Origin of the sequence: Sulfurospirillum arsenophilum NBRC 109478 (assembly GCF_000813345.1) — a bacterium.
Lineage (GTDB): Bacteria > Campylobacterota > Campylobacteria > Campylobacterales > Sulfurospirillaceae > Sulfurospirillum > Sulfurospirillum arsenophilum.
In genome coordinates this window covers 72,299-98,190 of the sequence record NZ_BBQF01000005.1, presented here as the reverse complement: position 1 = coordinate 98,190, position 25,892 = coordinate 72,299, and the positions used below count along the sequence as shown (strand labels likewise).

General features: G+C 41.5%; 28 protein-coding genes and 1 tRNA gene. 23 read left to right on the top strand and 6 right to left on the bottom strand.

The window, feature by feature from the left end; translation table 11 throughout:
• From ovoA to SAR02S_RS12290, 11 genes are all read left to right on the top strand, one after another.
• The gene (gene ovoA / locus SAR02S_RS12335; protein ID WP_041960175.1) at positions 1 to 2,091 is read left to right on the top strand and encodes a 5-histidylcysteine sulfoxide synthase; all 2,091 of its coding nucleotides are present in this window, start codon (positions 1 to 3) and stop codon (positions 2,089 to 2,091) included.
• A gap of 69 nt (positions 2,092 to 2,160) precedes the next feature.
• A complete protein-coding gene (locus SAR02S_RS12330; protein WP_041960173.1) occupies positions 2,161 to 2,769 on the top strand; it encodes an acetate uptake transporter in 609 nt (202 codons plus the stop codon).
• A 71-nt stretch (positions 2,770 to 2,840) separates the two neighbouring features.
• A complete protein-coding gene (gene ribH / locus SAR02S_RS12325; protein WP_041960172.1) occupies positions 2,841 to 3,305 on the top strand; it encodes a 6,7-dimethyl-8-ribityllumazine synthase in 465 nt (154 codons plus the stop codon).
• A gap of 9 nt (positions 3,306 to 3,314) precedes the next feature.
• Positions 3,315 to 3,722: a transcription antitermination factor NusB gene (gene nusB, locus SAR02S_RS12320; RefSeq protein ID WP_041960170.1), complete on the top strand. Its 408-nt coding sequence runs from the start codon at positions 3,315 to 3,317 to the stop codon at positions 3,720 to 3,722.
• Positions 3,723 to 4,406 carry an orotidine-5'-phosphate decarboxylase gene (gene pyrF / locus SAR02S_RS12315; RefSeq protein WP_041960169.1) on the top strand — a complete coding sequence of 228 codons (684 nt, stop codon included), beginning with the start codon at positions 3,723 to 3,725 and terminating at the stop codon, positions 4,404 to 4,406.
• Between the two features lie 16 nt (positions 4,407 to 4,422).
• Entirely contained in the window at positions 4,423 to 5,904 is a 1,482-nt protein-coding gene (locus SAR02S_RS12310; protein WP_041960166.1) for an AsmA family protein, read from the top strand.
• Positions 5,905 to 5,948: 44 nt separating this feature from the next.
• Positions 5,949 to 6,092 (top strand): hypothetical protein, encoded by a 144-nt coding sequence (locus tag SAR02S_RS13510; RefSeq protein WP_198133109.1) that lies wholly within the window; start codon positions 5,949 to 5,951, stop codon positions 6,090 to 6,092.
• A 76-nt stretch (positions 6,093 to 6,168) separates the two neighbouring features.
• A tRNA-Ser gene (locus SAR02S_RS12305) sits at positions 6,169 to 6,258 on the top strand.
• Positions 6,259 to 6,340: 82 nt separating this feature from the next.
• A complete protein-coding gene (locus SAR02S_RS12300; protein ID WP_041960164.1) occupies positions 6,341 to 8,827 on the top strand; it encodes an efflux RND transporter permease subunit in 2,487 nt (828 codons plus the stop codon).
• A gap of 61 nt (positions 8,828 to 8,888) precedes the next feature.
• A complete protein-coding gene (locus SAR02S_RS12295) occupies positions 8,889 to 9,245 on the top strand; it encodes a bacteriohemerythrin (RefSeq protein WP_041960162.1) in 357 nt (118 codons plus the stop codon).
• 72 nt (positions 9,246 to 9,317) lie between these two features.
• On the top strand, positions 9,318 to 9,812 hold the full coding sequence (locus SAR02S_RS12290) for a lipocalin family protein (RefSeq protein WP_041960160.1): 495 nt from the start codon (positions 9,318 to 9,320) through the stop codon (positions 9,810 to 9,812).
• Here the strand turns inward: SAR02S_RS12290 and SAR02S_RS12285 are convergent.
• The gene (locus SAR02S_RS12285) at positions 9,806 to 10,420 is read right to left on the bottom strand and encodes a LysE family translocator (protein ID WP_041960158.1); all 615 of its coding nucleotides are present in this window, start codon (positions 10,418 to 10,420) and stop codon (positions 9,806 to 9,808) included. The two genes, SAR02S_RS12290 and SAR02S_RS12285, sit on opposite strands and share 7 nt — an antisense overlap.
• A 44-nt stretch (positions 10,421 to 10,464) precedes the next feature.
• The gene (locus tag SAR02S_RS13305; RefSeq protein ID WP_084218517.1) at positions 10,465 to 11,274 is read right to left on the bottom strand and encodes an AraC family transcriptional regulator; all 810 of its coding nucleotides are present in this window, start codon (positions 11,272 to 11,274) and stop codon (positions 10,465 to 10,467) included.
• Between the two features lie 46 nt (positions 11,275 to 11,320).
• Here SAR02S_RS13305 and SAR02S_RS12275 point away from each other — a divergent pair, with 46 nt between their 5' ends.
• Entirely contained in the window at positions 11,321 to 12,004 is a 684-nt protein-coding gene (locus SAR02S_RS12275) for a tetratricopeptide repeat protein (RefSeq protein WP_041960156.1), read from the top strand.
• A gap of 11 nt (positions 12,005 to 12,015) precedes the next feature.
• On the top strand, positions 12,016 to 14,718 hold the full coding sequence (locus tag SAR02S_RS12270; RefSeq protein ID WP_041960154.1) for a cation-translocating P-type ATPase: 2,703 nt from the start codon (positions 12,016 to 12,018) through the stop codon (positions 14,716 to 14,718).
• Here the strand turns inward: SAR02S_RS12270 and SAR02S_RS12265 are convergent, their stop codons facing one another.
• Both SAR02S_RS12265 and SAR02S_RS12260 read right to left on the bottom strand, forming a co-directional pair.
• Complete coding sequence (locus SAR02S_RS12265) at positions 14,719 to 15,174, bottom strand: SRPBCC family protein (protein ID WP_084218516.1); 456 nt, start codon at positions 15,172 to 15,174, stop codon at positions 14,719 to 14,721.
• A complete protein-coding gene (locus tag SAR02S_RS12260; RefSeq protein WP_041960150.1) occupies positions 15,171 to 15,509 on the bottom strand; it encodes a c-type cytochrome in 339 nt (112 codons plus the stop codon). The genes SAR02S_RS12265 and SAR02S_RS12260 overlap by 4 nt, the downstream gene beginning before the upstream one ends.
• A 103-nt stretch (positions 15,510 to 15,612) precedes the next feature.
• Here SAR02S_RS12260 and SAR02S_RS12255 point away from each other — a divergent pair, with 103 nt between their 5' ends.
• The 4 genes from SAR02S_RS12255 to SAR02S_RS12240 are packed head-to-tail and all read left to right on the top strand — an operon-like array spanning position 15,613 to position 17,753.
• A complete protein-coding gene (locus SAR02S_RS12255) occupies positions 15,613 to 16,221 on the top strand; it encodes a hypothetical protein (protein ID WP_041960148.1) in 609 nt (202 codons plus the stop codon).
• 29 nt (positions 16,222 to 16,250) lie between these two features.
• Entirely contained in the window at positions 16,251 to 16,652 is a 402-nt protein-coding gene (locus tag SAR02S_RS12250; RefSeq protein ID WP_041960146.1) for a cupin domain-containing protein, read from the top strand.
• A 50-nt stretch (positions 16,653 to 16,702) separates the two neighbouring features.
• The gene (locus SAR02S_RS12245; RefSeq protein ID WP_041960144.1) at positions 16,703 to 17,545 is read left to right on the top strand and encodes a mechanosensitive ion channel family protein; all 843 of its coding nucleotides are present in this window, start codon (positions 16,703 to 16,705) and stop codon (positions 17,543 to 17,545) included.
• Positions 17,526 to 17,753 carry a DUF2798 domain-containing protein gene (locus SAR02S_RS12240; protein ID WP_041960142.1) on the top strand — a complete coding sequence of 76 codons (228 nt, stop codon included), beginning with the start codon at positions 17,526 to 17,528 and terminating at the stop codon, positions 17,751 to 17,753. The genes SAR02S_RS12245 and SAR02S_RS12240 overlap by 20 nt, the downstream gene beginning before the upstream one ends.
• Position 17,754: 1 nt before the next feature.
• Here SAR02S_RS12240 and SAR02S_RS12235 read toward each other — a convergent pair whose 3' ends face one another.
• Positions 17,755 to 18,546 carry an RMD1 family protein gene (locus SAR02S_RS12235; RefSeq protein ID WP_041960140.1) on the bottom strand — a complete coding sequence of 264 codons (792 nt, stop codon included), beginning with the start codon at positions 18,544 to 18,546 and terminating at the stop codon, positions 17,755 to 17,757.
• A gap of 132 nt (positions 18,547 to 18,678) precedes the next feature.
• Here SAR02S_RS12235 and SAR02S_RS12230 point away from each other — a divergent pair, with 132 nt between their 5' ends.
• From SAR02S_RS12230 to proC, 5 genes are read left to right on the top strand one after another with little or no spacing between them, the layout of a single operon-like run.
• The gene (locus SAR02S_RS12230; RefSeq protein ID WP_041960138.1) at positions 18,679 to 20,037 is read left to right on the top strand and encodes a TolC family protein; all 1,359 of its coding nucleotides are present in this window, start codon (positions 18,679 to 18,681) and stop codon (positions 20,035 to 20,037) included.
• On the top strand, positions 20,034 to 21,236 hold the full coding sequence (locus tag SAR02S_RS12225; RefSeq protein ID WP_041960137.1) for an efflux RND transporter periplasmic adaptor subunit: 1,203 nt from the start codon (positions 20,034 to 20,036) through the stop codon (positions 21,234 to 21,236). Before SAR02S_RS12230 ends, SAR02S_RS12225 begins: the two co-directional genes overlap by 4 nt.
• Positions 21,236 to 21,943: an ABC transporter ATP-binding protein gene (locus SAR02S_RS12220; protein ID WP_041960135.1), complete on the top strand. Its 708-nt coding sequence runs from the start codon at positions 21,236 to 21,238 to the stop codon at positions 21,941 to 21,943. Before SAR02S_RS12225 ends, SAR02S_RS12220 begins: the two co-directional genes overlap by 1 nt.
• On the top strand, positions 21,940 to 23,160 hold the full coding sequence (locus SAR02S_RS12215; protein ID WP_041960134.1) for an ABC transporter permease: 1,221 nt from the start codon (positions 21,940 to 21,942) through the stop codon (positions 23,158 to 23,160). The genes SAR02S_RS12220 and SAR02S_RS12215 overlap by 4 nt, the downstream gene beginning before the upstream one ends.
• A 48-nt stretch (positions 23,161 to 23,208) precedes the next feature.
• Positions 23,209 to 23,955 (top strand): pyrroline-5-carboxylate reductase, encoded by a 747-nt coding sequence (gene proC / locus SAR02S_RS12210; RefSeq protein ID WP_041960132.1) that lies wholly within the window; start codon positions 23,209 to 23,211, stop codon positions 23,953 to 23,955.
• Positions 23,956 to 23,985: 30 nt separating this feature from the next.
• Here proC and SAR02S_RS12205 read toward each other — a convergent pair whose 3' ends face one another.
• A complete protein-coding gene (locus SAR02S_RS12205) occupies positions 23,986 to 24,897 on the bottom strand; it encodes a D-alanyl-D-alanine carboxypeptidase family protein (protein ID WP_041960130.1) in 912 nt (303 codons plus the stop codon).
• 205 nt (positions 24,898 to 25,102) lie between these two features.
• On the opposite strand from SAR02S_RS12205, the gene SAR02S_RS12200 reads away from it, so the two are divergent.
• Positions 25,103 to 25,882 carry a TOBE domain-containing protein gene (locus tag SAR02S_RS12200; protein WP_041960128.1) on the top strand — a complete coding sequence of 260 codons (780 nt, stop codon included), beginning with the start codon at positions 25,103 to 25,105 and terminating at the stop codon, positions 25,880 to 25,882.
• The last annotated feature ends 10 nt before the right edge of the window (positions 25,883 to 25,892 follow it).

Sequence of the window (25,892 nt, the reverse complement as noted above, 5' to 3'; positions counted from 1 at the left end):
ATGCAACTTATCCCAACACGCAACATTCTTCTCAACGTGGGAACAGCGGAGCAAAAAAGAGCGGAGATCAGAGAGTATTTTCTAAAAACTTACACGGTGTATGAGAAGCTCTTTGAGCTGATGAAGGACGAAGAGAGTTACTACCTCACGGCAGATCCTCTACGTCATCCGCTTGTCTTTTATTTTGGTCATACGGCGACCTTTTTTATCAATAAACTGGTTCTTGCCAAGTTGATTGATAAGCGCATCAATCCGACATTCGAGTCTATTTTTGCGATTGGTGTGGATGAAATGAGTTGGGACGATTTGAATCAATCTCATTATAAATGGCCTAGAATTGCTGAAATTCGTGTTTATCGTGACGCTGTTAAAACGAAAATCTTAGATCTCATTGATACCTTACCTCTTACAATGCCCATTTCATGGGAGAGCCCTTTTTGGGCGATTATGATGGGCATTGAGCATGAGCGCATTCATCTTGAAACTTCCTCTGTTCTGATTCGCCAATTGCCACTTGAGCGCGTGAAGCCGAGCGATTTTTGGAAAGTCTGCCCTCTCGATACTCCTGTTGTGGAAAATCAATTATTGCATGTAAAAGGAAGCACGCTTCGTTTGGAAAAGAAAAAAGACGATGCGCTGTACGGTTGGGATAACGAATACGGTTTACATGTAAAAGAGGTCAAAGACTTCAAAGCGTCCAAATACCTTGTTTCTAACGCCGAGTTTTTGGGCTTTATGGAAGATGCTGGTTATGAAAATGAAGCTTTCTGGAATGAAGAGGGTTGGAAATGGAAACAGTACAAAAATGCCACGATGCCTCTGTTTTGGCGCAAAGATGGCTCAAGCTATAAACTTCGCCTAATGGCTGAAGAGATAGCCATGCCATGGAGTTGGCCTGTTGAGATTAATTACCTTGAAGCCAAAGCATTTTGCAACTGGAAAAGTAAGAAAACGGGTAAATCGATTCGCCTCCCCAGTGAAGAAGAGTGGTATGTTTTACGTGATTTACATGTAAAAGTTGAAGAGCCTTTTTGGGATAAAGCACCTGCCAATATTAACCTAGAATATTTTGCCTCTTCCGTGCCTGTAGATACCTTTGCTTTTGGCGATTTTTACGATGTTATCGGCAATGTGTGGCAGTGGAGTGAAACGCCGATGAATGGGTTTGATGGCTTCGCTGTTCATCCGCTGTACGATGATTTTTCAGTCCCAACGTTTGATGACAGACATAACATCATCAAAGGGGGTTCGTGGATTAGCACGGGCAATGAGATTATAAGAGCTTCTCGTTACGCATTTCGTCGTCATTTTTACCAACATGCAGGGTTTCGCTATATCGAGTCAGACGAGCCTGTAGAAACCAACTCGGTTTTTTATGAGACAGATTTTGCACTTGCTAAAATTTGTGATGCACACTTTGGTAAAAAAGAGAACAACTACTATGAAACAATGGCTGAGTTTTGTATCGCTCTGGGTGGTACAAAAAACAAAGCACTTGAAATTGGTTGTGGGGTAGGGCGAGGGACATTTTCGCTTGCACGTCATTTTGCAATGGTTCATGGCATTGAATTCACCGCGCGCGTTGTCAGACTGGCGACCAATTTTAAAGAGAGTGGTAAGCTCAAATATGCCCTTAAAGAAGAGGGCGAGTTGGCACTTTTTATCGAGAAAAATTTGAGCGATTTTGAAATTGATCCAAGCCGCCAAAAAGTCGAATTTTGGCAGGCTGATCCTCACAATATGAAGCCTTATTTTGATGGATACGACCTTATTTTAGCCAACGATGTGCTCGATACATTGTACGATCCGGCACTCTTTTTAGAGAAGATCAAAGAGCGTTTAAATCCTCAAGGATTTTTAGTCATCGCAAGTGCCTATGACTGGGATGAAGTCAAAACGCCTCGTGCTAAATGGCTCGGCGGCATTAAGAAAAATGGCGAAAAATACAGTACATTTGATGCGTTAAATGAGCATTTATCGCCTTTCTTTGATTTACATGTAAAGCCTGTGGAAATGCGTTTGAGTATCCATGAAAGTGCTCGAAAAGAAGTGGTTAAATCTTTACATGTAAGCGTGTGGAAGAAAAAGTAAATTGTCACACGATTATTAGAACGTTAGATTACAATTCTCTCTTTAGTTTTTTATAAGGGAGAGTGTATCGTGACGCAAGAAGTTCAACACATTAAAAATATTGTTGCTGACCCAACGCCATTAGGGCTTTTTGGTTTGGCTATGGTGACACTTGTCGCTTCATCCCAAAAGTTGGGTCTGACAGTAGGTCTTTCTCTCATCTTGCCTTGGGCTATTTTTTTGGGAGCGTTTGTTCAGCTTATTGCCTGTTTTTTTGACTTTAAACACAATAATACGTTTGGAGCAACTGCCTTTGGTGCGTATGCGTTTTTTTGGTTTGGCGTGGCGTTTTCTTGGATGATTAAGATGGGTCTTTTGGGTGACGTTCTTCTCTCACAAGCCGATGGCAAACAGCTTGGTTTTGCATTCATTGGGTATCTCATTTTCACGCTTTTTATGACCATTGGTGCGGTAGAAACAAACAAGGTTTTACTTGCGATTTTTGTTCTGATTGACCTTCTCTTTTTGGGACTTGTTGGAGATGTTTTTGGCTGGTTTCATAGCGCTCATACATTAGCCGCGTATGCAGAATTAGGCATCGCACTTCTTTCCTTGTACGGCTCAGGAGCCATCCTTCTTAACAAACATTTTGGAAAGTCATTTTTACCGATTGGTAAGCCACTGGGCATTTTTAAATAGTCCATGAATCGCTTCTAATCAAAGTGTAACGAAAAATAGTGTATTATAAGGAAAAGTAAAAAAGGAAAATTATGAATATTATCGAAGGAAAACTCGCTCTTACTGGTAAAGAAAAAGTAGCAATTATTAATAGCCGATTTAACCATATTATTACGGATCGTTTGGTAGAAGGTGCGAAAGATGCGTTTATTCGTCATGGTGGCGATGAAAAAAATCTTGATCTTATCTTAGTGCCAGGTGCGTATGAAATCCCTTTAGCACTCGATAAAATTCTAAGCAGTGGCAAATATGACGCTGTTTGTTGTGTCGGTGCGATTATTCGTGGAAGTACACCTCATTTTGACTACGTTGCAGCAGAAGCAACCAAAGGTGTTGCAAACACAGCCCTTAAATATCAAAAACCAGTTACTTTTGGTGTTTTGACTACCGATAATATTGAGCAAGCGATTGAGCGTGCAGGAAGTAAAGCCGGCAATAAAGGCTTTGAATCAATGACAGGGTTAATCGAACTCATTAGTCTTTACAAACATCTATAAGGAAACGCTTTGGCAACACGACATCAAGCAAGAGAGAGCATTATCACCCTTTTGTACGCAGAAGATATTGGTAATGCAGGTATTGAAAAATTTATTGACGAGCTTTTTGAAGAGAAAAAAATTCGTAATCAACAAAAAGAGTTTGCCCTTGGACTTTACCGCGGTGTAAAAGAGCATTTAACCATTATTGATGAGGCGATCAATCTTCATCTTAAAGAGTGGAACCTTAGTGAAATTGGTATGCTTGAGCGTGCTATTTTAAGACTGGGTGGTTATGAGATTTTATATTCAGAACTCGATAATGCAGTGGTTATCAACGAAGCAATTGAGCTTGCAAAGAAGCTGTGTAACGAAACAAGCCCTAAGTTTATCAATGGTGTTCTTGATGCGATTTGTAAAGATGGAGAAACAAAATAGATGAAGCTCTGTGTTGCTCTTGATCTGCCAAGCAAAAGTGAAAATTTAGCGCTGATTCAAAAGCTTAAAAGCGAGGATGTCTGGCTTAAAGTAGGACTTCGCTCTTTCATCCGAGATGGAGAATCGCTTTTGCGTGAGATGAAGTCGATCAACCCCAATTTCAAAATCTTTTTAGATCTCAAAATTCATGACATTCCCAACACGATGGCAGATGCCGCTGAATCGATGGTAAGCTTAGGGGTGGATATGTTCAATATTCACGCTTCCAGTGGCATTAAAGCAATGCGTATGGTCATGGATCGTGTCAATACATATGCCAATCCACCGATTGTTTTAGCGGTTACCGCCCTCACCAGTTTTGACAACGCTTCTTTTGAAGCGATCTACCATACTTCTATTGCTCAAAAAGCAGTAGACTTTGCCAAAGATGCTCATGCGAGTGGGTTACATGGTGTTGTTTGTTCTGTTTATGAGAGTTTAGATATTAAAGCACATACCGCGTCTTCCTTTTTAACACTGACTCCTGGTATTCGTCCTTTTGGCGAGAGTAGTAATGACCAAGAACGTGTGGCTGATTTAGAGACAGCAAAATTACAAAAATCTGATTTTATTGTTGTTGGACGACCCATTTATCATAGTGCTGATCCACTGGGAGTCGTCAAAAAAATTATTGAAAATATTTAGGGACTGAGAGGGAAAAATGTTTCGGAAGATATTGCTGAGTGTTTTGTTAGTGTGTGCCTTTATCATCGTTACATTTTTCTTACTCATTAAAGTTATTGATTTTAATGAATATAAGCCGCGCATTCATAAAGCACTCAAAGAGAGTACAGGGTACGAGATTATCATCCGTGGTGATATAACACTTTCTCTTTCTCCTGTGGGTGTGAGTATTTCTGATATTGAAATTACCAATCCATCCTATCGTTCTGAAACTCCTTTTGCAAAACTTGGAAGCTTTGATGTCGCTTTAAATGTTGCCTCTCTTCTTAAAAAAGAGATTAAGGTGAGAGATGTGAGCGTTGATAATCTTACGCTTATGGTCGAAAAATCCAAAGAGGGCAAGTTCAATTATGAATTAGCTCCTTTGAAACAAAAAATAGCCGATAAAAAAAGTAAAGAGAGCAATGCTACTGTTGAAAAAAGAGATTGTAACGTTACATGGTTTGAAGATGTTAAAAAAATAAAGTTTAGCAATGCAAATGTAACGTACAACGAAACCAATAGTACTACCAATAAATTGACTTTTGAGAAGATCAATCTTGATACGTATAATATCGGTCGTGATCTTTCAAAGCAGAAGTTCCAAGGTTTTGCTTTTAGTGCAGATGCCCATATTGATAAAATTTCTTACGGTGAATATGCTCTAAGAGATATCTCGATGCCGTTTGAAATGAAAGATGGTATTGCGATCAGTGAAAATCTTCAATACACTCTTTTTGATACACCCGTTCTTGGAAGTAGTAAATTTGATCTGAGTGGGAAACAACCAAAAATATCGCTAAAAAGTAAAATTGTAGGCTTAAAACTAGCGAGCCTTTCCAAAGAACTTTGGAATAAAGACCTTCTTGAAGGCAATGCAAATGGCGAATTCAAACTTTCATTCTTTGCAGGCGATAAAAGTACCCTCCATGGCTTTGTACAGCTTTTTGGAGAGGAGATAGTACTCAAGGGGTATGATCTTGATAAAATTGCCTCCTTGCTTGATCCAGCACAACAAAATGCACACGCTTTCAATTTTGGTAGTTTAATTTCAGGTATTAATGCTTTTAAAGGTGGCACAACACTCATTAAAGAAGCAAATACAAAGCTGGATATGGGGTATTCTGAAATTCATTTTACGGATGTTGCTCTGAGTACAGCTCAAAATAGAATTGCTATGAAGGGTATTGTAAATATTGTTGATGAAAAGTTGGTCAATGTTAAAACAGCACTTTTAAACCCAAAAGGGTGTGCTACTCTTGAGCAGAAATTTAGTGGGACCTTTTTGAATCCTTCGTTAAAAGTAGATGATTCAACCATTACAACGTTGAGTAATGTTGTGCTTTCATTTTCAACAAAGTCAAAAGCAATAGTCCCAAATACTCCAAAACAAAATGATGAAAATTGTACGGTTTTTTATGAGGGCGTCATTAAACATCCTCAACCTGAACCAATCAGTGCAATACCTTCAGGGGAATAAATTTTGCTTTTTTAGATTATATTTCTGATCTAAAGGAGTACCCAATGCATTTTATAGAAGGTGTTAAGCTCGTAGTGATGCTTAAAGATAAGATTGAAGAGGCGAAAAAAACAGATCAAGCCAGTGTGCAAAAGCTTCAAAAACTGCTTGAAAAGCTTTTAAAATCGCATGATGCTGCGTATATCTAACCGATAAACGGCTTAGGAGAAAGCTCTTAAGCCGTTTATTAGTTACTTTTGCTATACTTTCGTTCTACTTTTTAATGGACAGATGGGTGAGCGGCTGAAACCACATCCCTGCTAAGGATGCGTCGGGGTAACCTGACCGAGAGTTCAAATCTCTCTCTGTCCGCCACAACCTAACTTCCCCTTATAATTATCTCAAAATGAGTTGTTTTTATAGATACTCTAAATCTTTGAACGAAAGTTGAGTCATAATGTTAAAACTGTATACCCATTTTATTACCAAACATTTTAAAGCAGTGATCGTTGCTGTAACGATTATAACGGGCATTTTTGGCTATTTTGCACAGTATTTGAGTATTGATGCTTCTGCTGAGACACTTTTGTTGGAGAATGACCAAGATTTAAAACTCACACGTGAAGTACATGGACGCTACATTAGTCCTGATTATTTAGTGATCTCTTTTAGCCCAAAAGCAGACTTACTCTCCGATGCTACACTTTCAACCATTCGAAATCTCAAAGAATCTTTACTTAAAATCAACGGCGTGGAGAGCATCACTTCCATTTTAGATGTTCCTCTTTTGCAAAGTCCTCCTAAACCTATTAAAGAGGTGATAGGCAATGTTCAAACACTAGAGTCAGCAGGTGTTGACAAATCACTGGTGCAACAAGAACTTACCACCAGCCCTTTGTATTCAAAAAATCTTGTCAGTGGTGATTTTAAAACAACGGCCATTGTCGTTAATCTCAAAGATGACGCAAAATACACGGAACTCTTGAGCGCTCGGAATCAATACATTCTTTTAAAACAAGAACGAGAGCTGAGTAAAGAAGAAAAACTCCAATACGATATGGCAAGAAAAGAGTTTAAAGCGTATCGTGATAGCACCCGTGACGAGACACATCAACTCATCAACAATGTCAGAACGGCTATGCAACCTTATAAAAATGAAGGTGAACTCTTTTTAGGTGGCGTGATGATGGCGGCTGATGATATGATCAGTTTTGTTAAAAATGACATTGAGATTTATGGTGTTGCAATTTTGGTCATCATGGTTGTGATTTTATGGATTATTTTTAGGCAAATTCGTTTTGTGGTCTTGCCAATCGTTGTTTCGATCAGTGCGGTTATCATTACGACAGGTATCAATGCGCTTTTGGGTCTCGAAGTGACGGTTATTTCATCCAACTATGTCGCGATGCAGCTTATTACGACACTCTCTTTGGTCATACATCTCATCGTGTGTTACCGTGAAGAGTACACCCTTTTCCCTGATGTCTCACAACGAGAGCTTTTGGAAATTGTATTTGAACGTATGAGCATTCCTTCAGTTTTTGTTATTTTAACCTCTGTTGCAGGATTTGGTTCATTGATGACCTGTGATATCTTGCCAATTATTGATTTGGGTAATATGATGAACATCGGTGTTACCATCTCTTTACTGGTAACGTACACTCTTTTCCCTGCGATGATGATGCTTTTTAAAAAAGAGGCACCTATTTTAGTGTTTGACAAGGCTTTTACGCTCAATGAAAGTTTTGCTACAATCGTTGAACACCATGGTAAACTCATTATTGGGGTGGTTGTCTCTCTTGCAATCTTTAGTATTTTAGGTGCTTCACAGTTAGTTGTTGAGAACAGTTTTATCAACTATTTTAAACAAAGTACGGAAATTTATAAGGGTATGAAAAAGATCGACAATAACCTTGGTGGGACAACACCTTTGGAGATTGTTGTTAAATTCCCTAAAGCCGCACCAGTCGAGGCAAAAAGTGAAACAACTACGCCTGCCTTAGATGGTTTTGAAAATGAATTTGATGAAATGAACAGCGACGCGAAGTATTGGTTTACCGAGCAAAAAATGCAGACCATTCTCAAAGTGCATGATTATCTTAAATCGCTACCAGAAGTGGGCAACGTCTCTTCTTTAGGAACACTCTCAAAAGTTGGTCGTATCATCAAAGATGGAAAAGATTTTGACAACTTTGAATTAGCACTGATGTATAATGAACTTTCGCCTGAGTATAAAAAGATTTTGATTTCTCCGTATGTCAATATCGAGCACGATGAAGCACGTTTTGTGATTAGAGTGGTGGATTCGAACAAAGAGTTAAGACGCAATGAACTGCTTCAAACCATTCAAAAAGGGTTAGAGAGCGAAGTGGGGCTTGAACCACAAAACTATAGACTGGTAGGAATGATGGTGCTTTACAACAACATGCTCCAGTCTCTTTTTTCATCGCAAATTTCGACGCTTGGGCTTGCGGTACTCTCTTTGGGCGGTATGTTCCTCTTTTTATTCCGTTCGCTTAAAATTGCCATTCTTGCGATGACAGTTAACATGGTTCCGATTAGCGTCATCTTCGGTATTATGGGTTTTGCAAACATTCCACTTGATATGATGAGCATTACGATCGCTTCTATCGCACTTGGTATTACGGTTGACAATACGATTCACTACTATTACCGGTTCCGTGAAGAGCTGAAAATCGATGGAGATTACATCGCTTCGATGCACAGGGCGCATGGTACGATTGCTTTTGGTATGTTCTACTACTCGCTTGCAACCATTGTAGGCTTCTTGGTCATGGTAACGTCCAACTTTATTCCAACACTGATTTTTGGACTTTTAACGGTCATCGTTTTGGTGACGGCTATTGTCTCAGACCTTCTTTTCTCGCCTTTCTTGGTGGTCTTTTTCAAACCTTTCGGCAAAGGTGGAAAGCTCAAAAAGTAAGCATGACCTTACCACTCCTTTTTGGCGAAACAAGTTATACTGTTCCAAAAAGGAGTGAACGATGCTCAACCTGAACTGCCCCGAACTTGACGCATACCATACCGAGTGTGACGAGCTGCTCAGCTCTTTTGACTACACCCATTTCACAGACTCCTTTAGCGCACTCATCCACCACACCAAAGAGCATTTTGCCAATGAAGAACGCATCATGAAAGAGCTTAACTTTCAAGGTTTCATGGAACATTTTGAAGAGCATCAAAAAATTCTGGGAGAGATGAGCCAGTTTTTAGCAATGGCGATGCAAGGCAATACGCTGTTTGCCAAAAACTACATCAAAAATGGTGTTGGGGAACGCCTTGATTTGCATATTCGCAACATAGACTCAGAACTTGCAATGTTTTTAAAAAGTAAAAGCTAATTACTTTACATGTAAACTTTTTAATCCTTTTTCATTACAATGGAACCACACTGTTTTTAGGCAAGGAAGAAAATGAAAAAATGGATTTTACTCTGTTTGAGCGCACTTTTGGGTTATGCTACAGAGCTTCCAACGGTTTCATCCGTAGATTTAACGCGTTATCTTGGGCGTTGGTACGAAATAGCACGGTTTGATCATCGTTTTGAGCGCGGTTGCAGTGACGTTGAAGCGTTTTACACCTTGCGTGAAGATGGAATGATCGGCGTTGTTAACCGGTGCCGTCTTCAAGCTGAAAACCGTACCAAAGAGGCAAATGGACGTGCTTACATTGTCGATGAAAAAAGCAATGCCAAACTCAAAGTAAGCTTCTTTTGGCCATTTTACGGTAACTATTGGATTATAGATTTAGCCGAAGATTACCGTTATGCCGTGATCAGTGAGCCAAGTCAAGAGTACTTTTGGATACTCTCTCGCACTGGTGAAATGGCACAAGACGACATCGACCATATTCTTCATTTGGCTACAGCACTAGGCTTTGATACTTCAAAACTTATTTGGCGTTACTGAAACCAAGCTAGGGCAAGCTTGAAACTAAAACCAATGAGACCTATTCCTACAACTTTTTGCACAACGAAAAGATAAGGAAAAAGTCTTAACGCTCTTTTGTTGCCAAAAATAAGTGCCACAACCATATCCCATACCAGCAACATTCCTACCATCCACATGGCGTAAAAAATCTTTACATGTAAAACAGTTTCAGGCTTGATGATCGTAAAAAGAAGCGAGAAGTAAAAGAGAATATTTTTAGGATTGAGCAGCGCCGATAAAAGTCCTTGAACAAAGAGTTTAAACGCCATTTTGCTTTTTACATGTAAAGCATTTTCAAGATGCGGTTTGGGTGCAAAAAGCAGTAAAAAACCAAGGTAAAGTAAAAAAAGTGCTCCACCCATTTCGATGAAAGAAACGATTAGTGGATAGTGGCTCAAATATTCATGTCCCATGTATGCCAAAATGATGTAAAGCGCGTTTCCGCTGGCAATGCCTAAACAACTCCACCACGCTTTTTGATACCCATGTGTTAAGGCGTGCTTGATGATAAGAAAAAAGTCTTGACCAGGGCTGAGAAGTGCTAAAAAGTAGATGGACGTGAGGGTAAAAAACTCTAAGCCAAACATGTAACTCCTTTTTGCATGGAAGCATAAAGGAAATGGAAAAAAAGTTATTGTACAAAATTGACTTGGTACTCTTTGGGCGTGAGAGCAGTGTGGCGCTTAAAAAAGCGGTGGAAGTGGCTTTGGTCTACAAAACCGCAGTATTGAGCACATAAGGCAAGCGAGGTACCAACTTGGAGCAATTTTTTCGCGTGGTCGATGCGTAGATCCAGCGCGTAGTGTTTGGGTGTGCAACCATAGGCTTGTTTGAAATGGCGTGCGAGTACAAATGAGTTGAGTCCAAAGCGTTTGGCAAGATCGCTCAGACTGAGCGTCTCATCGATGCGACTTTCCAAAAAGCGCGCCACATTGTGAAGCGTTTCCTCTGTTTCTTTGATGACGCAACGTTTCGTATAGAGCCAAAAAAATGTTTCCAACCACGATTCCAATGCCTTTACATGTAAAGGTGAATACTCTTTTATAAATGCCTTGATAATATGCGTAAATGCTTCAAATAACTCTTTGTGAAAAATCAAGGGTGATGTGAGTGGCAAAAGCGTGCTCGCTTCTTTAAAATGCCGTGCTTGAATACGTGCGCAAAAGTCAGCATCAAGATATACCATAACGTAACTGCGTTTGCTCTCTTTGATAGGATTGCACGAATGTTGCGTGTGTGGCGGGATGATGGCAAGAGCGCCTTGTTCTAAAAAAAATGCACCTTGAGGCGTTTGAAAACAGGTCTTTCCTTCCATCATAAAGCCGATGGAAAGGGTAGGGTGAGCATGCGACTCGTAGGCTCGTTCACTTTGCAAGGTTTGGCGAATTTGCACAAAAGGTGCTTCCTTATAGCCTGTCATCGTTGTTTTTGTCGTCTTCATGAGAGTATTGTAATATAATAATCAAAATGAAGGCAAGGAGAAGAGTATGAACAAACTCTTTTTAATCGTGGCACTATTCGCAACTACTGCGCTGTTTGCATTGGATTTTGCACGTGAGAGTGAGCTTCAAAATGAGTGCGATCACAACAATGGTGTGGCATGTTTAGAGTTAGGTGCTATGTACCATGTGGGCGATGGTGTGAGGCAAAGTTTTAGCAAAGCCAAAGAGCTTTACAACCAGTCGTGTACATTAGGCGTTGCGAAGGGATGTTCAAGTCTTGGGTATATGTACGAAAACGGACATGCAGGGACGAACTATGCTAAAGCGGCTGAGTTGTACGAGCGAGCCTGTGTTAACGGCGATGCTTCCGCTTGCGAGAGTTTAGCGATGTTTTATGAAAATGGCAAAGGTGGCAGTGAAAACATGCAAAAAGCAGTCGATTATTATGACCGTGCGTGTAGTGGAGGACTCCAAAGTAGTTGCTCCCATTTGGGTCTTTTATATGAACAAGATGGCAACTATGAATATGCAGTCGTCTATTACCAAAACAGTTGTGATGCAGGAGGTGCGCAGGACTGCGTGCGTTTAGGAAGTATGTATTACACGGGTCAAGGTGTTGCACAAAGAGAAGAGCGAGCCGTCAAACTTTTTAAGCGAGCATGTGAGCTTGGTGAAGAGGTCGGATGTAAAAACTACGAACTCATCAAAAACAGCTACTACATCGAATAAGCCAAAAACAGATGCATCAAGAACATGTAAACTGGCATACTAAAACATCGCAAGAGGTTTTAGATGCTTTACATGTAAACGAACATAAAGGCTTAAATGCCGATGAAATAGGCACTAGACGTACACAGTATGGTGCAAATGTTCTAAGTCAAAAAGATAAAGAATCGCTGTTAAAACTCTTTTTACTTCAGTTTCACCAACCCCTTGTTTACATCCTTCTTTTAGCCTGTCTCATTATGGCGCTTATGGAAGAGTGGATGGATACATGGGTTATCTTAGCCGTCGTTATCATCAATGCCATCATCGGTTTTTGGCAAGAAAACAAAGCCATCAAAGCCATCGAAGCACTTTCAAAACTGAGTCACAGCAGTGTGATGGTACTGCGAAGCGGAGAGAAACTTCTGTTGGAGTCTTCACACATCGTTGTTGGGGACATCGTACTGCTCTACTCGGGCGATAAAATCCCCGCTGACATAAAACTTTTACACGCCAAAGAGCTTAAAATTGATGAGTCTTTGCTCACAGGCGAATCCATTTCAGTGGAGAAGCTTGTGGGAGTGCAAAGTGCAGATACCGCTTTGGCAGATCAGACAAATATGCTTTTTTCTTCCACCCTTGTGACCTACGGGCAAGGCATTGGCGTGGTAGTCAGTGTGGGCGATGAGAGCGAGCTTGGCAAAATCAATACGATGATCTCCAATGCCGATGTGCTTCAAACGCCGTTAACGCAAAAGTTGGCTTTTTTCTCAAAACGCCTTTTGTACGGTATTTTAGGCATGGCAGGCGTGACGTTTATCATCGGTGTGATGCGTGGCGAAGAGCTTGTCATAACCTTTATGGCTTCGGTCGCTATGGCGGTGGGTGTCATTCCTGAGGGATTGCCTGCGGCGATGACCATTATTTTAGCGATTGGCGTTGTGAAAATGGCGAGCAAAAATGCCATTATCCGAAAGCTCCCTGCAGTTGAAACACTGGGAAGTACCACCGTCATCTGCACGGATAAAACAGGCACACTCACGCAAAATGCTATGACCGTTACCGAAATGATGGCAGCAGGTAAAACGTACCTCCTCAGTGGTAATGGGTATGATCCTAAAGGGGAGATATTTGAGGCAAAAGTGCCGATGATTCCCACAAAAGGAACTGCGCTTTATGAGACGTTGGTTGCTGGTGTGCTGTGTAATACTGCACGTCATGTCAAAGTGGAGGGTGTTTATGCCATTGAGGGTGACCCAACGGAGGGTGCACTCATCGTCTCGGCTAAGAAAGCGGGTCTTAGAGAAGAGCTCTTGCTTCAAGATTTTGAACACGTTGATACGCTCTCTTTTGAGTCAGAACATCAGTACATGGCGTCAGGTTACCGCATCATTGGGGAGGAATCGAACCTTGCTTATCTTAAAGGCTCAGTGGAAAGAATCGTTGAGCGATGCGACCTTTATATGGACGAACAAGGCTCTTTCGTGTCCATAGATAGAGCTAAAATAGAAGCTTCTGCTGAAGCGATGGCAAGCCAAGGACTTCGTGTTTTAGCCTTTGCCAAAGTGTATCTCCAAGAAAAGATTGATACCTTAGGGCATCATCATTTTCAAAAGGGGTTGATCTTTTTAGGCTTACAAGGAATGATAGACCCACCGCGGATCGGTGTTATCAAAGCGATTCAAAGTTGTTACCATGCGGGCATTGCGGTTAAGATGATTACGGGAGATCACCGTATGACGGCACTTTCTATTGCGCATTCTATTGGGCTGAAAACCGATGATAAAACCGCTGTTTTGACAGGTAAAGAACTTGAAGCATTGAGTGATAGTGAGCTTGCCTCATTGATAGAGCGCGTAAGTGTTTTTGCGCGCATTGCGCCTGAACAAAAACTACGGCTTGTTAAAGTGCTTCAGTCACTCTCTCATGTTGTTGCGATGACAGGCGATGGGGTCAATGACGCACCAGCACTTCGTCAAGCCAACATCGGCATAGCGATGGGCATTGCAGGAACCGAGGTTGCCAAAGAGTCCGCCGATATGATTCTCACCGATGATAACTTTACCACACTTGAAGATGCCATTGAAAAAGGGCGTGTGGTGTATGACAACATCATCAAGTTCATCACGTGGATACTCCCTTCCAATATGGGCGAAGGTCTTGCGGTTATCTTTGCCATTCTTGCAGGCATTACACTGCCGATACTTCCTTTGCAGATACTTTGGATCAACATGGTAACGGACAGCGTGCTCGGCATCATGCTCGCTTACGAGCCTAAAGAGAAAAACATCATGGAGCGCGCTCCTCGCAACTCAGCAGAGCCTATCCTAACGGGACGGCTTTTATTTAAAGTGGCACTCGTTGGCATTTTGTTGGCACTGAGTGCCTTTAGCGCATTCTTCTATGTTCAAGCCTTAGGGATGAGCGAAGAGGTAGCACGGACTTTGGTGGTTAACATCTTTGTTTTTGGTGAGATGTTTTATCTTTTTAATTGCCGCTCTTTGCGCTACTCAATGTTTCAAATAGGCTTTTTTAGCAACCCTTTATTGCTTGGCGGTACTGTTCTAGTCACTACTTTACAACTTCTTTTCGTCTATGCACCCTTTATGAATCAGCTCTTTAAAAGCGCGCCTTTAGGGGCAGTGGAGTGGGCGATCACGTTAGGTTCTAGCTTCATCGTTTACGTCGTCATTGAGGTTGAAAAATCTTTACATGTAAAAAGAAGTGAGGCGAAGTAGTTAGAGCTTTTTAGCTTCATTCTCAAAACGAAAATGCGCTTGTGTCATCTGATGACGGTAGGCAAACATTGCGTCCATATCTTTTTTGATGAATTTAAAAATGAGGGATTGAAAGAAGAAAATCGGTGGTGCTAGGGTGATCGTCTCTTCCATGCGTGTGCAATTTTCACCTTCCGCTCTAAAGTGTCTTTCATGCCGAAAAGAGGCAAAAGGACCTTTGATCATCACATCGACAATGCTTTGAGGGCAGTTAATTTCCAGTGCCATTTCCCAACGTGTCGTAATCCCAAACTTTTTGATGTCGAGCACGACAGTATTATTGCCCTGTGAAACGATCTTTACATCAATAGAAGGTGGCGTAATAAGTGGAAGGTTCTGTGTGTCGGTATGAAAGGCACACACCTCTTCCACAGAAGCTTCTATAAGACAGCTGTAGAAGAGGATGTAGTGTTTCATTTGCCCAGTGGCGCATCGTAGAGGAACGAAGCGATCTCTTTAAGCGTTGCTTGATCCAAACCAAGTTCAGGCATCACCCCATACTTTGTAACGGCTTCAGGCATAAGTGCTGTTTTAGCGTCTGGTTTTCCCACCCACGTTGCCATAAACTCCACAAACTTCTCTTTGGTCGCAAAAGCTTTTTTGTAGGTCTTTTGCATCTCTACTGACGTTGGTGCCGCGGCTGCATCGCTGGGTGTGTGACACGTAACACAGTTACCGTTAAAGAGCGTCTCACTCGAAGACGCAGCGTAAAGATAAAAGGCTGAAAGGCAAAGTAGTAAAAATTTTGTCATAAGGCCTCCTTGTTTTAGTTATTGTAGCAAAGAATCATCGAAATGTTTTATTTATATGTAAAGCTAGTTAAAATAGTATTATTATAATTAAAAAGGATAGTTCATGGATATTGGTGTATATATTGGAATTGTTAAAGATATCACACTATCAATAGCTGCTGGTATTACAGCATGGGTTGCTTATACTGGACTGAATAAATGGAAAAAAGAACTAAGAGGTAAAATAGATTTTGATACAGCCCATGCACTTATCAAGGCGACTTATAAAGTGAGGGATGAATTAAAATATGCTCGTTCTCCTTTTATCCCCGCTCATGAATTTCCAAAAGGTTATGATTCTTTCAATAAGAATTCTGAAAAAGAAGGTGATGCCTACGCTTTTATATATTCCAATAGAATGAAGCAAGTATTTGATGCCACGCAGGATTTTGATATACGTGCGTTGGAAGCAGAAGCATTATGGGGAAGTAAAATAAAAGAATATACTCAAGAATTAAGAATTTGTTACAGGCAGTTAAATATATCTTTTGAAGCATATATAAGGAACAAGTACTCTGGAAATGTAACTTTTGAGTCAGATCGCAATTTTAAAGAAAAAATTGAACAAGATATTTGGGTATCTTTAGAAGAAGATGATTCTTTGTCCATAAGGATCAAAGATGCAATTAAAAAAATTGAACAAGAAATACACTCCTATTTAGACAAAAAATAATTTAATAAAACTCCATCAAAAGGTCGATTATGAAAAAATTACTGTGCTTTTTTCTTCTTTGTATGAGCTATGGTTTTGCAGCTGGAAACGTTGAGTCCGTAACCCTTGCCAAGTCAGACAAGAGTTGGGATGGCTCGGCAATGCCCTCATACCCCAAAGAGACGCCTGAGATTTCGGTTTTGAAGATCATCATTCCTGCTCACATGGAGCTTCCACTTCATAAGCATCCTATCATCAATGCGGGGTACATGGTCAAGGGCTCACTCAAAGTGGTGACCGATGAGAACAAAGTGCTACAGCTCAAAGCGGGCGATGCGCTCATTGAAGTGGTGGACAAGTGGCATTATGGTGTGAATGAGGGCGATGAGCCCGTCGAAATTGTCGTTTTTTATGCGGGGACAAAAGAGAGTGCGTATTCGATTAAAAAATAATTTACATGTAAGCTTTGTTATAATGTGAAAAATCTCCTAAGGAGTAGACGATGGACAAAGAACTGCAAACGCTTCAGAAGTTTTACACGGTTGTAATTGAGTTTTTGACCCATTACAGTTTTCAGCTTTTGGGTGCGCTTATTATCGTTATTATTGGGTGGTTTGCGGCGAAGTATGTGTATGCGCTTTTGATGCGTCTGTTTGAGCGCAATCATTTTGACAGTACGCTTGCTAAGTTTGTCGCAAGTGTTGTTAAAATGCTTGTTTTTGCCGCGATGATCGTTATAGCACTTGGGAAAATTGGCATTTCCATCGCTCCGTTTGTTGCCGCCATCGGTGCGGTTTCTCTGACGGCTGGTTTGGCACTTCAAGGCAGTGTTTCCAACTACGCCGCGGGTGTTTTGCTCATCATCTCTCGCCCGTTTAAAGTCGGCGATACACTTTCCATTAGCGGTTTTTACGGGGTGGTGGAAGAGATAAAACTCTCCTACACCGTACTTCGCAATGAAGATGAAGAGCTCATCACCATTCCCAATAAAAAGATGATCGGTGACGTGCTGGTAAACTCGTTTGATGTGCGTGTTGTGGAGTCTGGCATTGGTGTGGCGTATGAGGAAGACCCCGCTAAGGCGATAGCGCTCATCAAAGAGGTGTTATCGAGTTTTAAAGACGTTTCCAAAGAGCATAAACCCGTTGTGGGTATCGCAAAATTTGGAGATAGTTCCATCGAGCTTGGGCTTCGCTATTGGGTTCCAACCAAGAGCTATTTTAAGACACAGTATGATGTAAATTTAGCGCTTTACACTGCTTTACATGTAAACAATATTAGCATTCCGTATCCTCAAAGAGAAGTGCGCATTTTAGGAGAGAAGTTTGATTTCAAAGAAGTATGAGTTTATAACGTTTGCCTTTTTTATGTCGTTGTTTATGACATTGTTGATGTCGTTTGTCATCACGCTCATCAATATGGGCTTTAGTGAAGCCTTTTTCTTCCAGTGGTTCGGTGCATTTTGGCGTGCCTATGTTGTTGCTTTTCCAGCAGTGTTAACGGTTGTACCAATCGTTCGAAAACTCGTGAAAAAGTTGGTTGCAGAACATTAATTTAATGTTTAAAAAATTCGATGAGTCCCATTACGATTTCAAAGCCAATGAGACCGATGATGATCCACTCTAGAAATTCGCTGTGCTTGTGGTTGAACATATCCAGCGCCATACTGATGTCATCTTTGAGGTTGGTGAGTTTATGCTCGACAATCTCGAAGCGATCTTTGAGTTCTAGGATGGATGAAAGTCTATTATAGAGTTTCTCTGCTTCTTCGTTGTCCCACAAAATGTTCGGTTTATCCAGTAAAAACAGATCACTCACCATACCATGCTGAATGGCGGTTAAATTACGTGCAAATTCGATAAGTTTAGAGCGTTTGAGCAGTGAATAACTTTGCGTCAAATCAAGCAGTTGTTGGCTTTTGGCAAAATGTACGTCTAAGTCTTGCTCATACTTTTCCAACCCCACGCTTTGCGAGATCACCAGTGCGATGATGATGAGGTAAAGCGAAAGAGGTTCTTTGAGGATGATCTGCTCATTGCTCACTTTACATGTAACTTCTAAATCAGGCTCAATGAGAATAGGGTAGTCTTGAAAAATGGTGTGTTGTTCAAAAGAGTCAGCATTATTAATTCCCAGTTTCAAGAGTGCTTTGTGGATAGCTTCTTTTTCCCAGTTGATGAAGGTGAGGACATTGAACTGAGTGTAGACTAAAAACGTATCTCGGTATTGCATAAAAAATGCTTTCTCAATTCCTTTTTTAAACGAGCAATCCAGCAGTGTTTCGATCTCATGTTTGGCAAAGGGAGTAGGAAGAGAGATGGAAACCAGAGAATAGGATGTAGCCATGATGGACTCCTTTTGAAAAAAATACCAATACTTTGTAAAAGTATACATCGAAAGTACAACCAAAGCATTACATGTAAAAAAATGTTAACAAATTAATGCTAATATTAACACACTAAAAAAGTAAGGATACCGATGCGTTTGAGGTTCATGGGGTGTATGGTTCTTGGCATGATAAGTGTGCTTGTAGCAGAAGAGTTTGACCCATTGGATACAAAGTCTCTTTTACCAAAACAGCAAGCAACATTTGTAACATGCACAACGACCGATCTTACGAAGTCTTTAGGACTTTCTGATGTAGTTATGGCGGCACTGTGTAACAACCCGCAAACGAAGATTGCGTGGCAAACATCGCTTTATCAGGCGGCACAAGTGGGTGTGAGTCGTTCGGCGTATTTGCCAACACTGAGTGCCACAGGTTCCGTGTTAAGAAGTGAAAGTAGTGAAACCAAAAGTGGCAACCAAGAAAACATAGGCGTAACGCTTTCGTATTTGCTCTATGATTTTGGCAAGCGCGATGCAACGTATGACAATGCACGAGCACTTTTAGACGTTGCGCTTTTCTCCGAAAATGGTACGATTCAGAGTGTTTTTCTCTCCGCCATTCAAGCCTACTACACACTTTTTGGCTCTAACGCCTCACTGGAAGCCAGTCGTGAGGCTGAACGCTCTGCTCTGGAAAGTCTCAATGCGGCAAAGACACGCTACAACGTGGGAGCTGCAACACCTGCCGATACTCTGCAAGCCCAAACAGCCTATTCACAAGCGATGTTAAACCGCATCCAAGCTGAGGGCAGTGTCAAAAGTGCGCAAGGAGAACTTGCAAGCGTTTTGGGCATGATGCCAGATACGACGATTGGGTTGCAAAATCCTCTGCTTGCCATTCCCAGCGATACATTCGAGAAAAACATAAGAGCACTGATGGAAGAGGCGCAAAGACTTCGCCCCGATCTTATGGCTGCTAGTGCTAAGATCAAAGCTGCAGAAGCCAATGTCAAAGCGGCCAAAGCAGACCACATGCCAACTTTTTCACTCTCTGCAACGTCAGGACATACCGATACGGTTTTTAACACATCGCAGAGAACGTCTAGCATTGGGCTTTATGTCAGTATTCCCATTTTTACGGGGTTTAATACCAAGTATAAAGTTCAAGCCGCACAGCAACAGCTTAAAATCAACGAAGCGGAGTATGAAAAACTCACCCAAGATGCAAGTTTGGAAGTGTATAAAACCTATCAGACTTTGGTGAGTGAAACCCAAGCCACACGTACAAGTAGTGACCTTGTAGCCAGTGCGCAAGCTTCCTACGATCTCTCCCTTGGCAGGTACAAAGCAGGGGTGGGAACCATACTCGATCTTTTAACTGCTCAGAGCGCACTTGCGAGTGCCAAACAACAACACATCCAGTCATTGTATAACTGGTATATAACCAAAGCAAGCCTTGCGAAAGCGATGGGCTCACTTGACTTTTCAACGATAAAAGGACAACCATGAACTTTGTAACAAAAATACTTTTACATAAATTTACCATTTTGATCGTCCTCATAGCCGTAGGTTTTGGCGGATACAAGGCTTGGGAAATCTATACAAAACCACCGCTTGAAGCAAAGTATAAATTTCATACGTTGGAGCTGGGTGACATCACTCAAAGTGTCGCCGCAAATGGCACACTTAACCCTTTAGTCTTGGTAACGGTAGGTACACAAGTTTCAGGTAAAGTCATTAAACTCTATGTGGATTTTAACGATAGAGTGAAAGAGGGACAGATTTTAGCGGAGCTTGATCCTGCTCTTTTAGATGCCCAAGCAGCGCAAAGTGCCGCGAATGTGAAAAGTGCTGAAGCCTCTTTAGAGCTTGCTGTGGCAAACGAAAAACGGGCTCGGGAGTTATTTGCTAAAGAGTACATTTCCAAACAAGATTTGGACTCTTCTGTACAAGCGCTTAAAGCGGCACGTGCCGCTCTTGATTTAGCCCGCGCGCAGTCTCAAAAAGATCGTACCAATCAAGGCTATACGATTATTCGCTCCCCCGTTTCAGGTGTCGTAGTGGATCGCCAGATCGACGTAGGACAAACGGTTGCGGCAAGCTTACAAGCACCGGTACTTTTTAAAATTGCGCAAGATCTTAGAGAGATGCAGATCGATTCCAACTTTGCAGAAGCAGACATCGGGCGCATCAAAGTAGGGCAGAATGTCAACTTCTCGGTTGATGCGTTTCCTAATGTCTCGTTTAGTGGCGTTGTTAAACAAGTCAGGCTGAATGCTACCACGGTTTCGAATGTCGTAACCTATGATGTCGTTGTGACACTTCAAAATCCTGATGAAATCTTAGCCCCTGGTATGACAGCGTATGTCAATGTCATTATTGCAGAGAAGAAAGAGACTTTGGTTGTCCCAAATGCCGCACTTCGTTACAAACCAACGGAAAATGTCACAAAAGAGGTTTCTGAAGCTCAAAAACAACAAAATGGCATGAGAGCTAAAAAAGAGAAAAGAGAACCCAATATGGGCGTCTTGTATGTGTTTGAAAATGGTGTGCCAAAAGCGGTTAAAGTAGCTACGGGCATTACCGATAATCGGTTTACAGAGGTCATTACCGATACTCTTAAAGTAGGGGATAAAATCATCCTTGAAGAGACAAAAGCTACTGCAAAAGCAAGTACAGCAGGTAGCCCAATGGGAAGACCGTTCTAATGAGCGAAGTCATCAAAATCACGCACTTAACAAAAAATTATTACACCGATGCGGGTGAAGTGTGTGTGCTTAAAGGGGTTGATATAACCATAAACAGTGGCGAATTTGTAGCGATTATGGGACCTTCAGGTTCAGGTAAATCAACCTTTATGAATATCCTAGGTTGTCTTGATAAAGCAACCTCAGGAGAATACTTTTTAAATCAAACCAATACAACCTCTTTGAGCAAAAATGATCTCGCAACGCTTCGCAATCACATCATTGGCTTTGTATTTCAAGGTTTCAATCTGTTACCACGCAAAAGTTTGATTGATAATGTAGCCCTTCCTTTAGTTTATGCGGGGATAAGCTCTGCTGAACGAAAAGAGAGAGCAAAAGAGATGCTTAAAAGCGTTGGCTTGGAAGCCTTTGGAACCTACCTTCCTACGCATATCTCAGGCGGTCAGCAACAACGCGTTGCCATCGCTCGTGCCCTTGTCAATAAACCCAAACTCATTTTAGCAGATGAACCAACAGGAAATCTTGACACGAAAACGAGTCAAGAGATCATGCAACTTTTTAGTGATCTTAATGAAAAAGAGGGCATTACGGTTGTGTTGGTCACACATGAACCTGACATTGCTGCGTATGCCAAACGACTGGTGAATTTTGTCGATGGAAAGATCCAACACGATGGACCAACCGCGCGAATGGAGATGGCACAATGACTTTTATAATGCTTGCAGAAGCGTGGAGTGCAATGGGAGCCAATAGGCTTCGTACCTTTTTAACGATGTTGGGTATGGTCATTGGTGTCGGTGCGGTTATTTTGATGTCTTCCATAGGGGCTGGAACGCAAGCAAAAGTTAAAGAGTCGATCGCTTCGATGGGAAGTAACCTTTTTATTGTTTTGGCTGGTTCTATGACCTCTGGCGGGGTTCGCATCGGAAGTGGTGCCGTGCAGACATTGACAATTGGTGATGCAACGGCAATAGAAGAGATCGATAGCATTTCAGCAACAGCTCCCGTCTCTTCAGGCTCATCACAAATGGTCTATCAGTCAGCAAACTGGAACACGCAAGTGACAGGGACAACGCCATCCTTCTTTCAGGTACGTGATTGGTCGCTTGAAAGTGGGTACCCTTTTATGGATTCGGATGTAAGAGGTGCGACCAGAGTGGTTGTTTTGGGTAAAACAGTTGCGCAAAATCTTTTTGGGGATGAAGAGCCTGTAGGTAAAACCATTCGTATCAAAAATAGCCCTTATATTGTGGTGGGTGTACTTGCCAAAAAAGGGCAAAGCTTAGATGGTAGAGATCAAGACGATACTGCGATGGTTCCGATCACCACCGCACAAACGAAGCTTTTTGGTAGTCAGTTTAAAGGTACGGTACGATTTATAATGGTGCAAGGGCGCTCAGAAGATACGATGGATAAGGCAGAAAAAGAGATGACACAGCTTCTTCGCCAGCGTCATAAACTGCGCGATAGTGCCGATGATGACTTTACGATTCGCAACCTCACAGCCCTTGCCAATACAGCAGAAGAAACAACCAAAGCCATGTCGTTGATGCTCGCAGCCATTGCGTCCATTTCGCTCTTGGTGGGTGGCATTGGCATTATGAACATCATGCTGGTTTCTGTTACGGAGCGTACACGTGAGATTGGTATTCGTATCGCGATTGGTGCGAAGCAAAATCATATTTTATTGCAATTTTTACTTGAAGCGTTGATGATTTCCATCATCGGTTGTTTTATTGGGGTGTGTGTGGGTGTGGGTGGGGCGTATACTGTAGCGCACTTTTTTCCCATTAGCGTGGTGATTACGCAAAATTCCATTATCATCTCTTTCTTAGTTGCAACAGGTGTTGGCGTATTTTTTGGGTTTTACCCAGCGCGAAAAGCAGCCAATCTTGAGCCTATTGAGGCATTGCGATACCAATAGACTTTTAATAATGCGCTATAATTCTTCAAAATTAGCATAGGAATGTCAATGAAATTACTTTTAATTGGTGCAGGGAACATGGGTGGAGCGATGCTTCAAGGTTTACATGTAAAAGATATTACGGTGGTTGAAGCCTATCCTCCACGTGTTAAAGAGTTACAAGCACTCTATCCAACCATCAAAATTGTGGAGGAGATTCCTTCCTTAGAAGGCTACATTGTCATTCTTGCGATCAAACCTCAATCGTTTAGCACGCTTCACACCAAAGGCATTGCTGAGGGCATTATTTCTATTATGGCAGGTGTGAACTTGGAAAAACTCAAATCGAGCATTATGGCAAAGCATTACATTCGCTCTATGCCAAATATGGCAGCCCTTGTGCGCAAATCGGCGACATCTTTGTGTGGTGACGTTGCTTTAAAAGATGAGGCGATAGATGTTCTAAGCTCTATCGGTCGTTGCTTTTGGTTGGAGAGTGAAAAAGAGCTTGACATCGCAACAGGTCTTGCTGGTTCAGCGCCTGCGTGGATTGCTTTGGTTGCAGAAGCATTAAGCGATGGTGCGGTCAATCTTGGAATGAAGCGAGAGATCACGTATCAATACATTGCAACACTCTTTGAAGGTGTCGGTGAAGTGCTCAAAAGTGAACATCCTGCCATATTAAAAGATAAAGTGATGTCTCCAGCGGGGACAACAGCTGCAGGTTATGCAAAGCTTGAAGAAGGTGGCGTGCGAGACAGTTTCATCAAAGCGATGGAAGCATCGTATGAGAGAGCAAAGGGATTTTCAAAGTAAGAAGATTTAAGGGCTTGTCAAAAGACAAGCCTACGCTATTTTATGTGCTTTTTTCTTGGTTGATGCTGTTTTCTTAGAGTTTTTAGAAGGGGCTACAACTTTCTTAGCCGTTCTTGTTTCCGTAATATCTGGTAGAACATCTTCAAAAATCGTTTTGATGTCATTCCATCGATGCTCAGAGTTGAGCATAACCACTAAAATATCTCTATCATCTTTTTTAGCTCTTGCAATCAAACAAGGGCCTGCTTTTTGCGTATATCCTGTTTTAATACCTACTGCATATTTATAGTTGTTAAGAAGTTTATTATGGGTGTATGCAGCATAGCCTCTTTTGGTATTGACTGCTTGAAAATCATGACGTTTGAGTTTTGCCATATCGTTGAAGGCGTTATTTTTAATAGCGTATTCACTGAGTGTTAAAAGATCGAGTGCGGTGGAGTAGTGGTGACCGATGTCAAAACCACATGGGTTGGTAAAATTCGTATTTTTCATACCGATCATTTTAGCTTTTTTGTTCATTAGCACTACAAATTTATCGACATCGCCATCGCCTAAATAGACGCCTATGCTCATGGCAGCATCATTCGCTGACATCACCATCGCTGCTTTGACAAGGTCTCTAAGGTAAAATTTTTCACCCACTCTAAGACCTGCTTTGGTAGGTTCTACTTGGATCATCTCACGCGTGATGGTTACCACTTCGTTCATTCTTCCGCTTTCGATCGCCAACATTGCTGTCATAATTTTGGTAAGGCTTGCTGGTTGATTGATTTTTTGTTCGTCTTTAGCAAAGAGAAGTTGTTTCGTGCCTAAGTCTTTTGCAATGATAGAATCCGTGTTACGTTTAATACGATCAGCGGTCTCTTTATCAAGATAGGATGCGCTGAGTGAAGTTGAAATAATACATGCGCCGCAGATAAGCGATAAAATTTTTTGTGTCATGCTGCTCTTTTGAGAATAGATTTTTTCCATTTTATATAAATTTTCTTAAAATTTCCCTTTGAAAATGGCTAAAATAGAGACTTTGCAACAAATGATTAAAAATTAAACATAAAGCGTTATAACACTTAAGGTAATAACGTTATAATGCTCAAAATGATTTAGGCCATGTCTATCGTTATATACTTTTACTACATAAGGAAAACAAATGGAGGGGATTGCCTCTGGTGTGATGAGTTTTGACAAACCAGCCCTTTTGGAAAAGCGAATTAAATTGCTCGAAGCCATTGCTGAAACGGGCTCAATTAGTAGTGCTGCTAAAAGAGTAGGGCTGAGTTACAAAGCGGCATGGGAAGCTGTCGATACGATGAATAATCTCTCCCATAACCCGTTGGTTGTGCGTGTTACGGGTGGTAGTGGAGGAGGGGGAACAACCCTCACGCCACTTGGTTGCGAAGTCGTTGCCAACTACAGCGTTTTAAAAAAAGAGTATGAACGGTTTTTAAATCGACTCTCTACTCTGGGTGATTTTGAAATGAACAGTTTAAAACACATACAAAGGATTGCTATGCAGATAAGTGCGCGTAATCAGCTGATGGGAAAAATCGGCGAGATTAAAAAGGCAAAAGTGAATGCAGAGGTGAGCATCGTACTTAAAAGTGGTGTCATCCTTGTCTCTACCATTACCAACAGTGCGGTGGAAGAGTTAGGTCTTGAAATTGGCGATGAAGTGGTGGGAATCATCAAAGCTTCTTCGGTGTTAATTTCTAATGTGCTTGACATCGCTACAAGTGCTCGCAATAAACTTGTGGGTATGGTGACTGACATCAAAATCGGTGAAGTCAATGCGCAAGTGAGTGTGGACATCGGTCAAAACGATGTAGTGGTTTCAACCATTACGGCAGAATCCGTCAGAGCTTTAGGGCTTGCGGTGGGATCTCGTGTGTGTGCCATCATCAAATCCAGTAGTATTATCATCGGAAAATAATTCAAAGGAG

Excerpts from the sequence above, each read along its gene's own strand:
- ovoA (WP_041960175.1), top strand. The coding sequence starts at position 1 with ATGCAACTTATCCCAACACGCAACATTCTTCTCAACGTGGGAACAGCG.
- ribH (WP_041960172.1), top strand. The coding sequence starts at position 2,841 with ATGAATATTATCGAAGGAAAACTCGCTCTTACTGGTAAAGAAAAAGTA.
- pyrF (WP_041960169.1), top strand. The coding sequence starts at position 3,723 with ATGAAGCTCTGTGTTGCTCTTGATCTGCCAAGCAAAAGTGAAAATTTA.
- SAR02S_RS12310 (WP_041960166.1), top strand. The coding sequence starts at position 4,423 with ATGTTTCGGAAGATATTGCTGAGTGTTTTGTTAGTGTGTGCCTTTATC.
- SAR02S_RS13510 (WP_198133109.1), top strand. The coding sequence starts at position 5,949 with ATGCATTTTATAGAAGGTGTTAAGCTCGTAGTGATGCTTAAAGATAAG.
- SAR02S_RS12300 (WP_041960164.1), top strand. The coding sequence starts at position 6,341 with ATGTTAAAACTGTATACCCATTTTATTACCAAACATTTTAAAGCAGTG.
- SAR02S_RS12295 (WP_041960162.1), top strand. The coding sequence starts at position 8,889 with ATGCTCAACCTGAACTGCCCCGAACTTGACGCATACCATACCGAGTGT.
- SAR02S_RS12290 (WP_041960160.1), top strand. The coding sequence starts at position 9,318 with ATGAAAAAATGGATTTTACTCTGTTTGAGCGCACTTTTGGGTTATGCT.
- SAR02S_RS12285 (WP_041960158.1), bottom strand. The coding sequence starts at position 10,420 with ATGTTTGGCTTAGAGTTTTTTACCCTCACGTCCATCTACTTTTTAGCA.
- SAR02S_RS13305 (WP_084218517.1), bottom strand. The coding sequence starts at position 11,274 with ATGAAGACGACAAAAACAACGATGACAGGCTATAAGGAAGCACCTTTT.
- SAR02S_RS12275 (WP_041960156.1), top strand. The coding sequence starts at position 11,321 with ATGAACAAACTCTTTTTAATCGTGGCACTATTCGCAACTACTGCGCTG.
- SAR02S_RS12270 (WP_041960154.1), top strand. The coding sequence starts at position 12,016 with ATGCATCAAGAACATGTAAACTGGCATACTAAAACATCGCAAGAGGTT.
- SAR02S_RS12265 (WP_084218516.1), bottom strand. The coding sequence starts at position 15,174 with ATGAAACACTACATCCTCTTCTACAGCTGTCTTATAGAAGCTTCTGTG.
- SAR02S_RS12260 (WP_041960150.1), bottom strand. The coding sequence starts at position 15,509 with ATGACAAAATTTTTACTACTTTGCCTTTCAGCCTTTTATCTTTACGCT.
- SAR02S_RS12255 (WP_041960148.1), top strand. The coding sequence starts at position 15,613 with ATGGATATTGGTGTATATATTGGAATTGTTAAAGATATCACACTATCA.
- SAR02S_RS12250 (WP_041960146.1), top strand. The coding sequence starts at position 16,251 with ATGAAAAAATTACTGTGCTTTTTTCTTCTTTGTATGAGCTATGGTTTT.
- SAR02S_RS12245 (WP_041960144.1), top strand. The coding sequence starts at position 16,703 with ATGGACAAAGAACTGCAAACGCTTCAGAAGTTTTACACGGTTGTAATT.
- SAR02S_RS12235 (WP_041960140.1), bottom strand. The coding sequence starts at position 18,546 with ATGGCTACATCCTATTCTCTGGTTTCCATCTCTCTTCCTACTCCCTTT.
- SAR02S_RS12230 (WP_041960138.1), top strand. The coding sequence starts at position 18,679 with ATGCGTTTGAGGTTCATGGGGTGTATGGTTCTTGGCATGATAAGTGTG.
- SAR02S_RS12225 (WP_041960137.1), top strand. The coding sequence starts at position 20,034 with ATGAACTTTGTAACAAAAATACTTTTACATAAATTTACCATTTTGATC.
- SAR02S_RS12220 (WP_041960135.1), top strand. The coding sequence starts at position 21,236 with ATGAGCGAAGTCATCAAAATCACGCACTTAACAAAAAATTATTACACC.
- SAR02S_RS12215 (WP_041960134.1), top strand. The coding sequence starts at position 21,940 with ATGACTTTTATAATGCTTGCAGAAGCGTGGAGTGCAATGGGAGCCAAT.
- proC (WP_041960132.1), top strand. The coding sequence starts at position 23,209 with ATGAAATTACTTTTAATTGGTGCAGGGAACATGGGTGGAGCGATGCTT.
- SAR02S_RS12205 (WP_041960130.1), bottom strand. The coding sequence starts at position 24,897 with ATGACACAAAAAATTTTATCGCTTATCTGCGGCGCATGTATTATTTCA.
- SAR02S_RS12200 (WP_041960128.1), top strand. The coding sequence starts at position 25,103 with ATGGAGGGGATTGCCTCTGGTGTGATGAGTTTTGACAAACCAGCCCTT.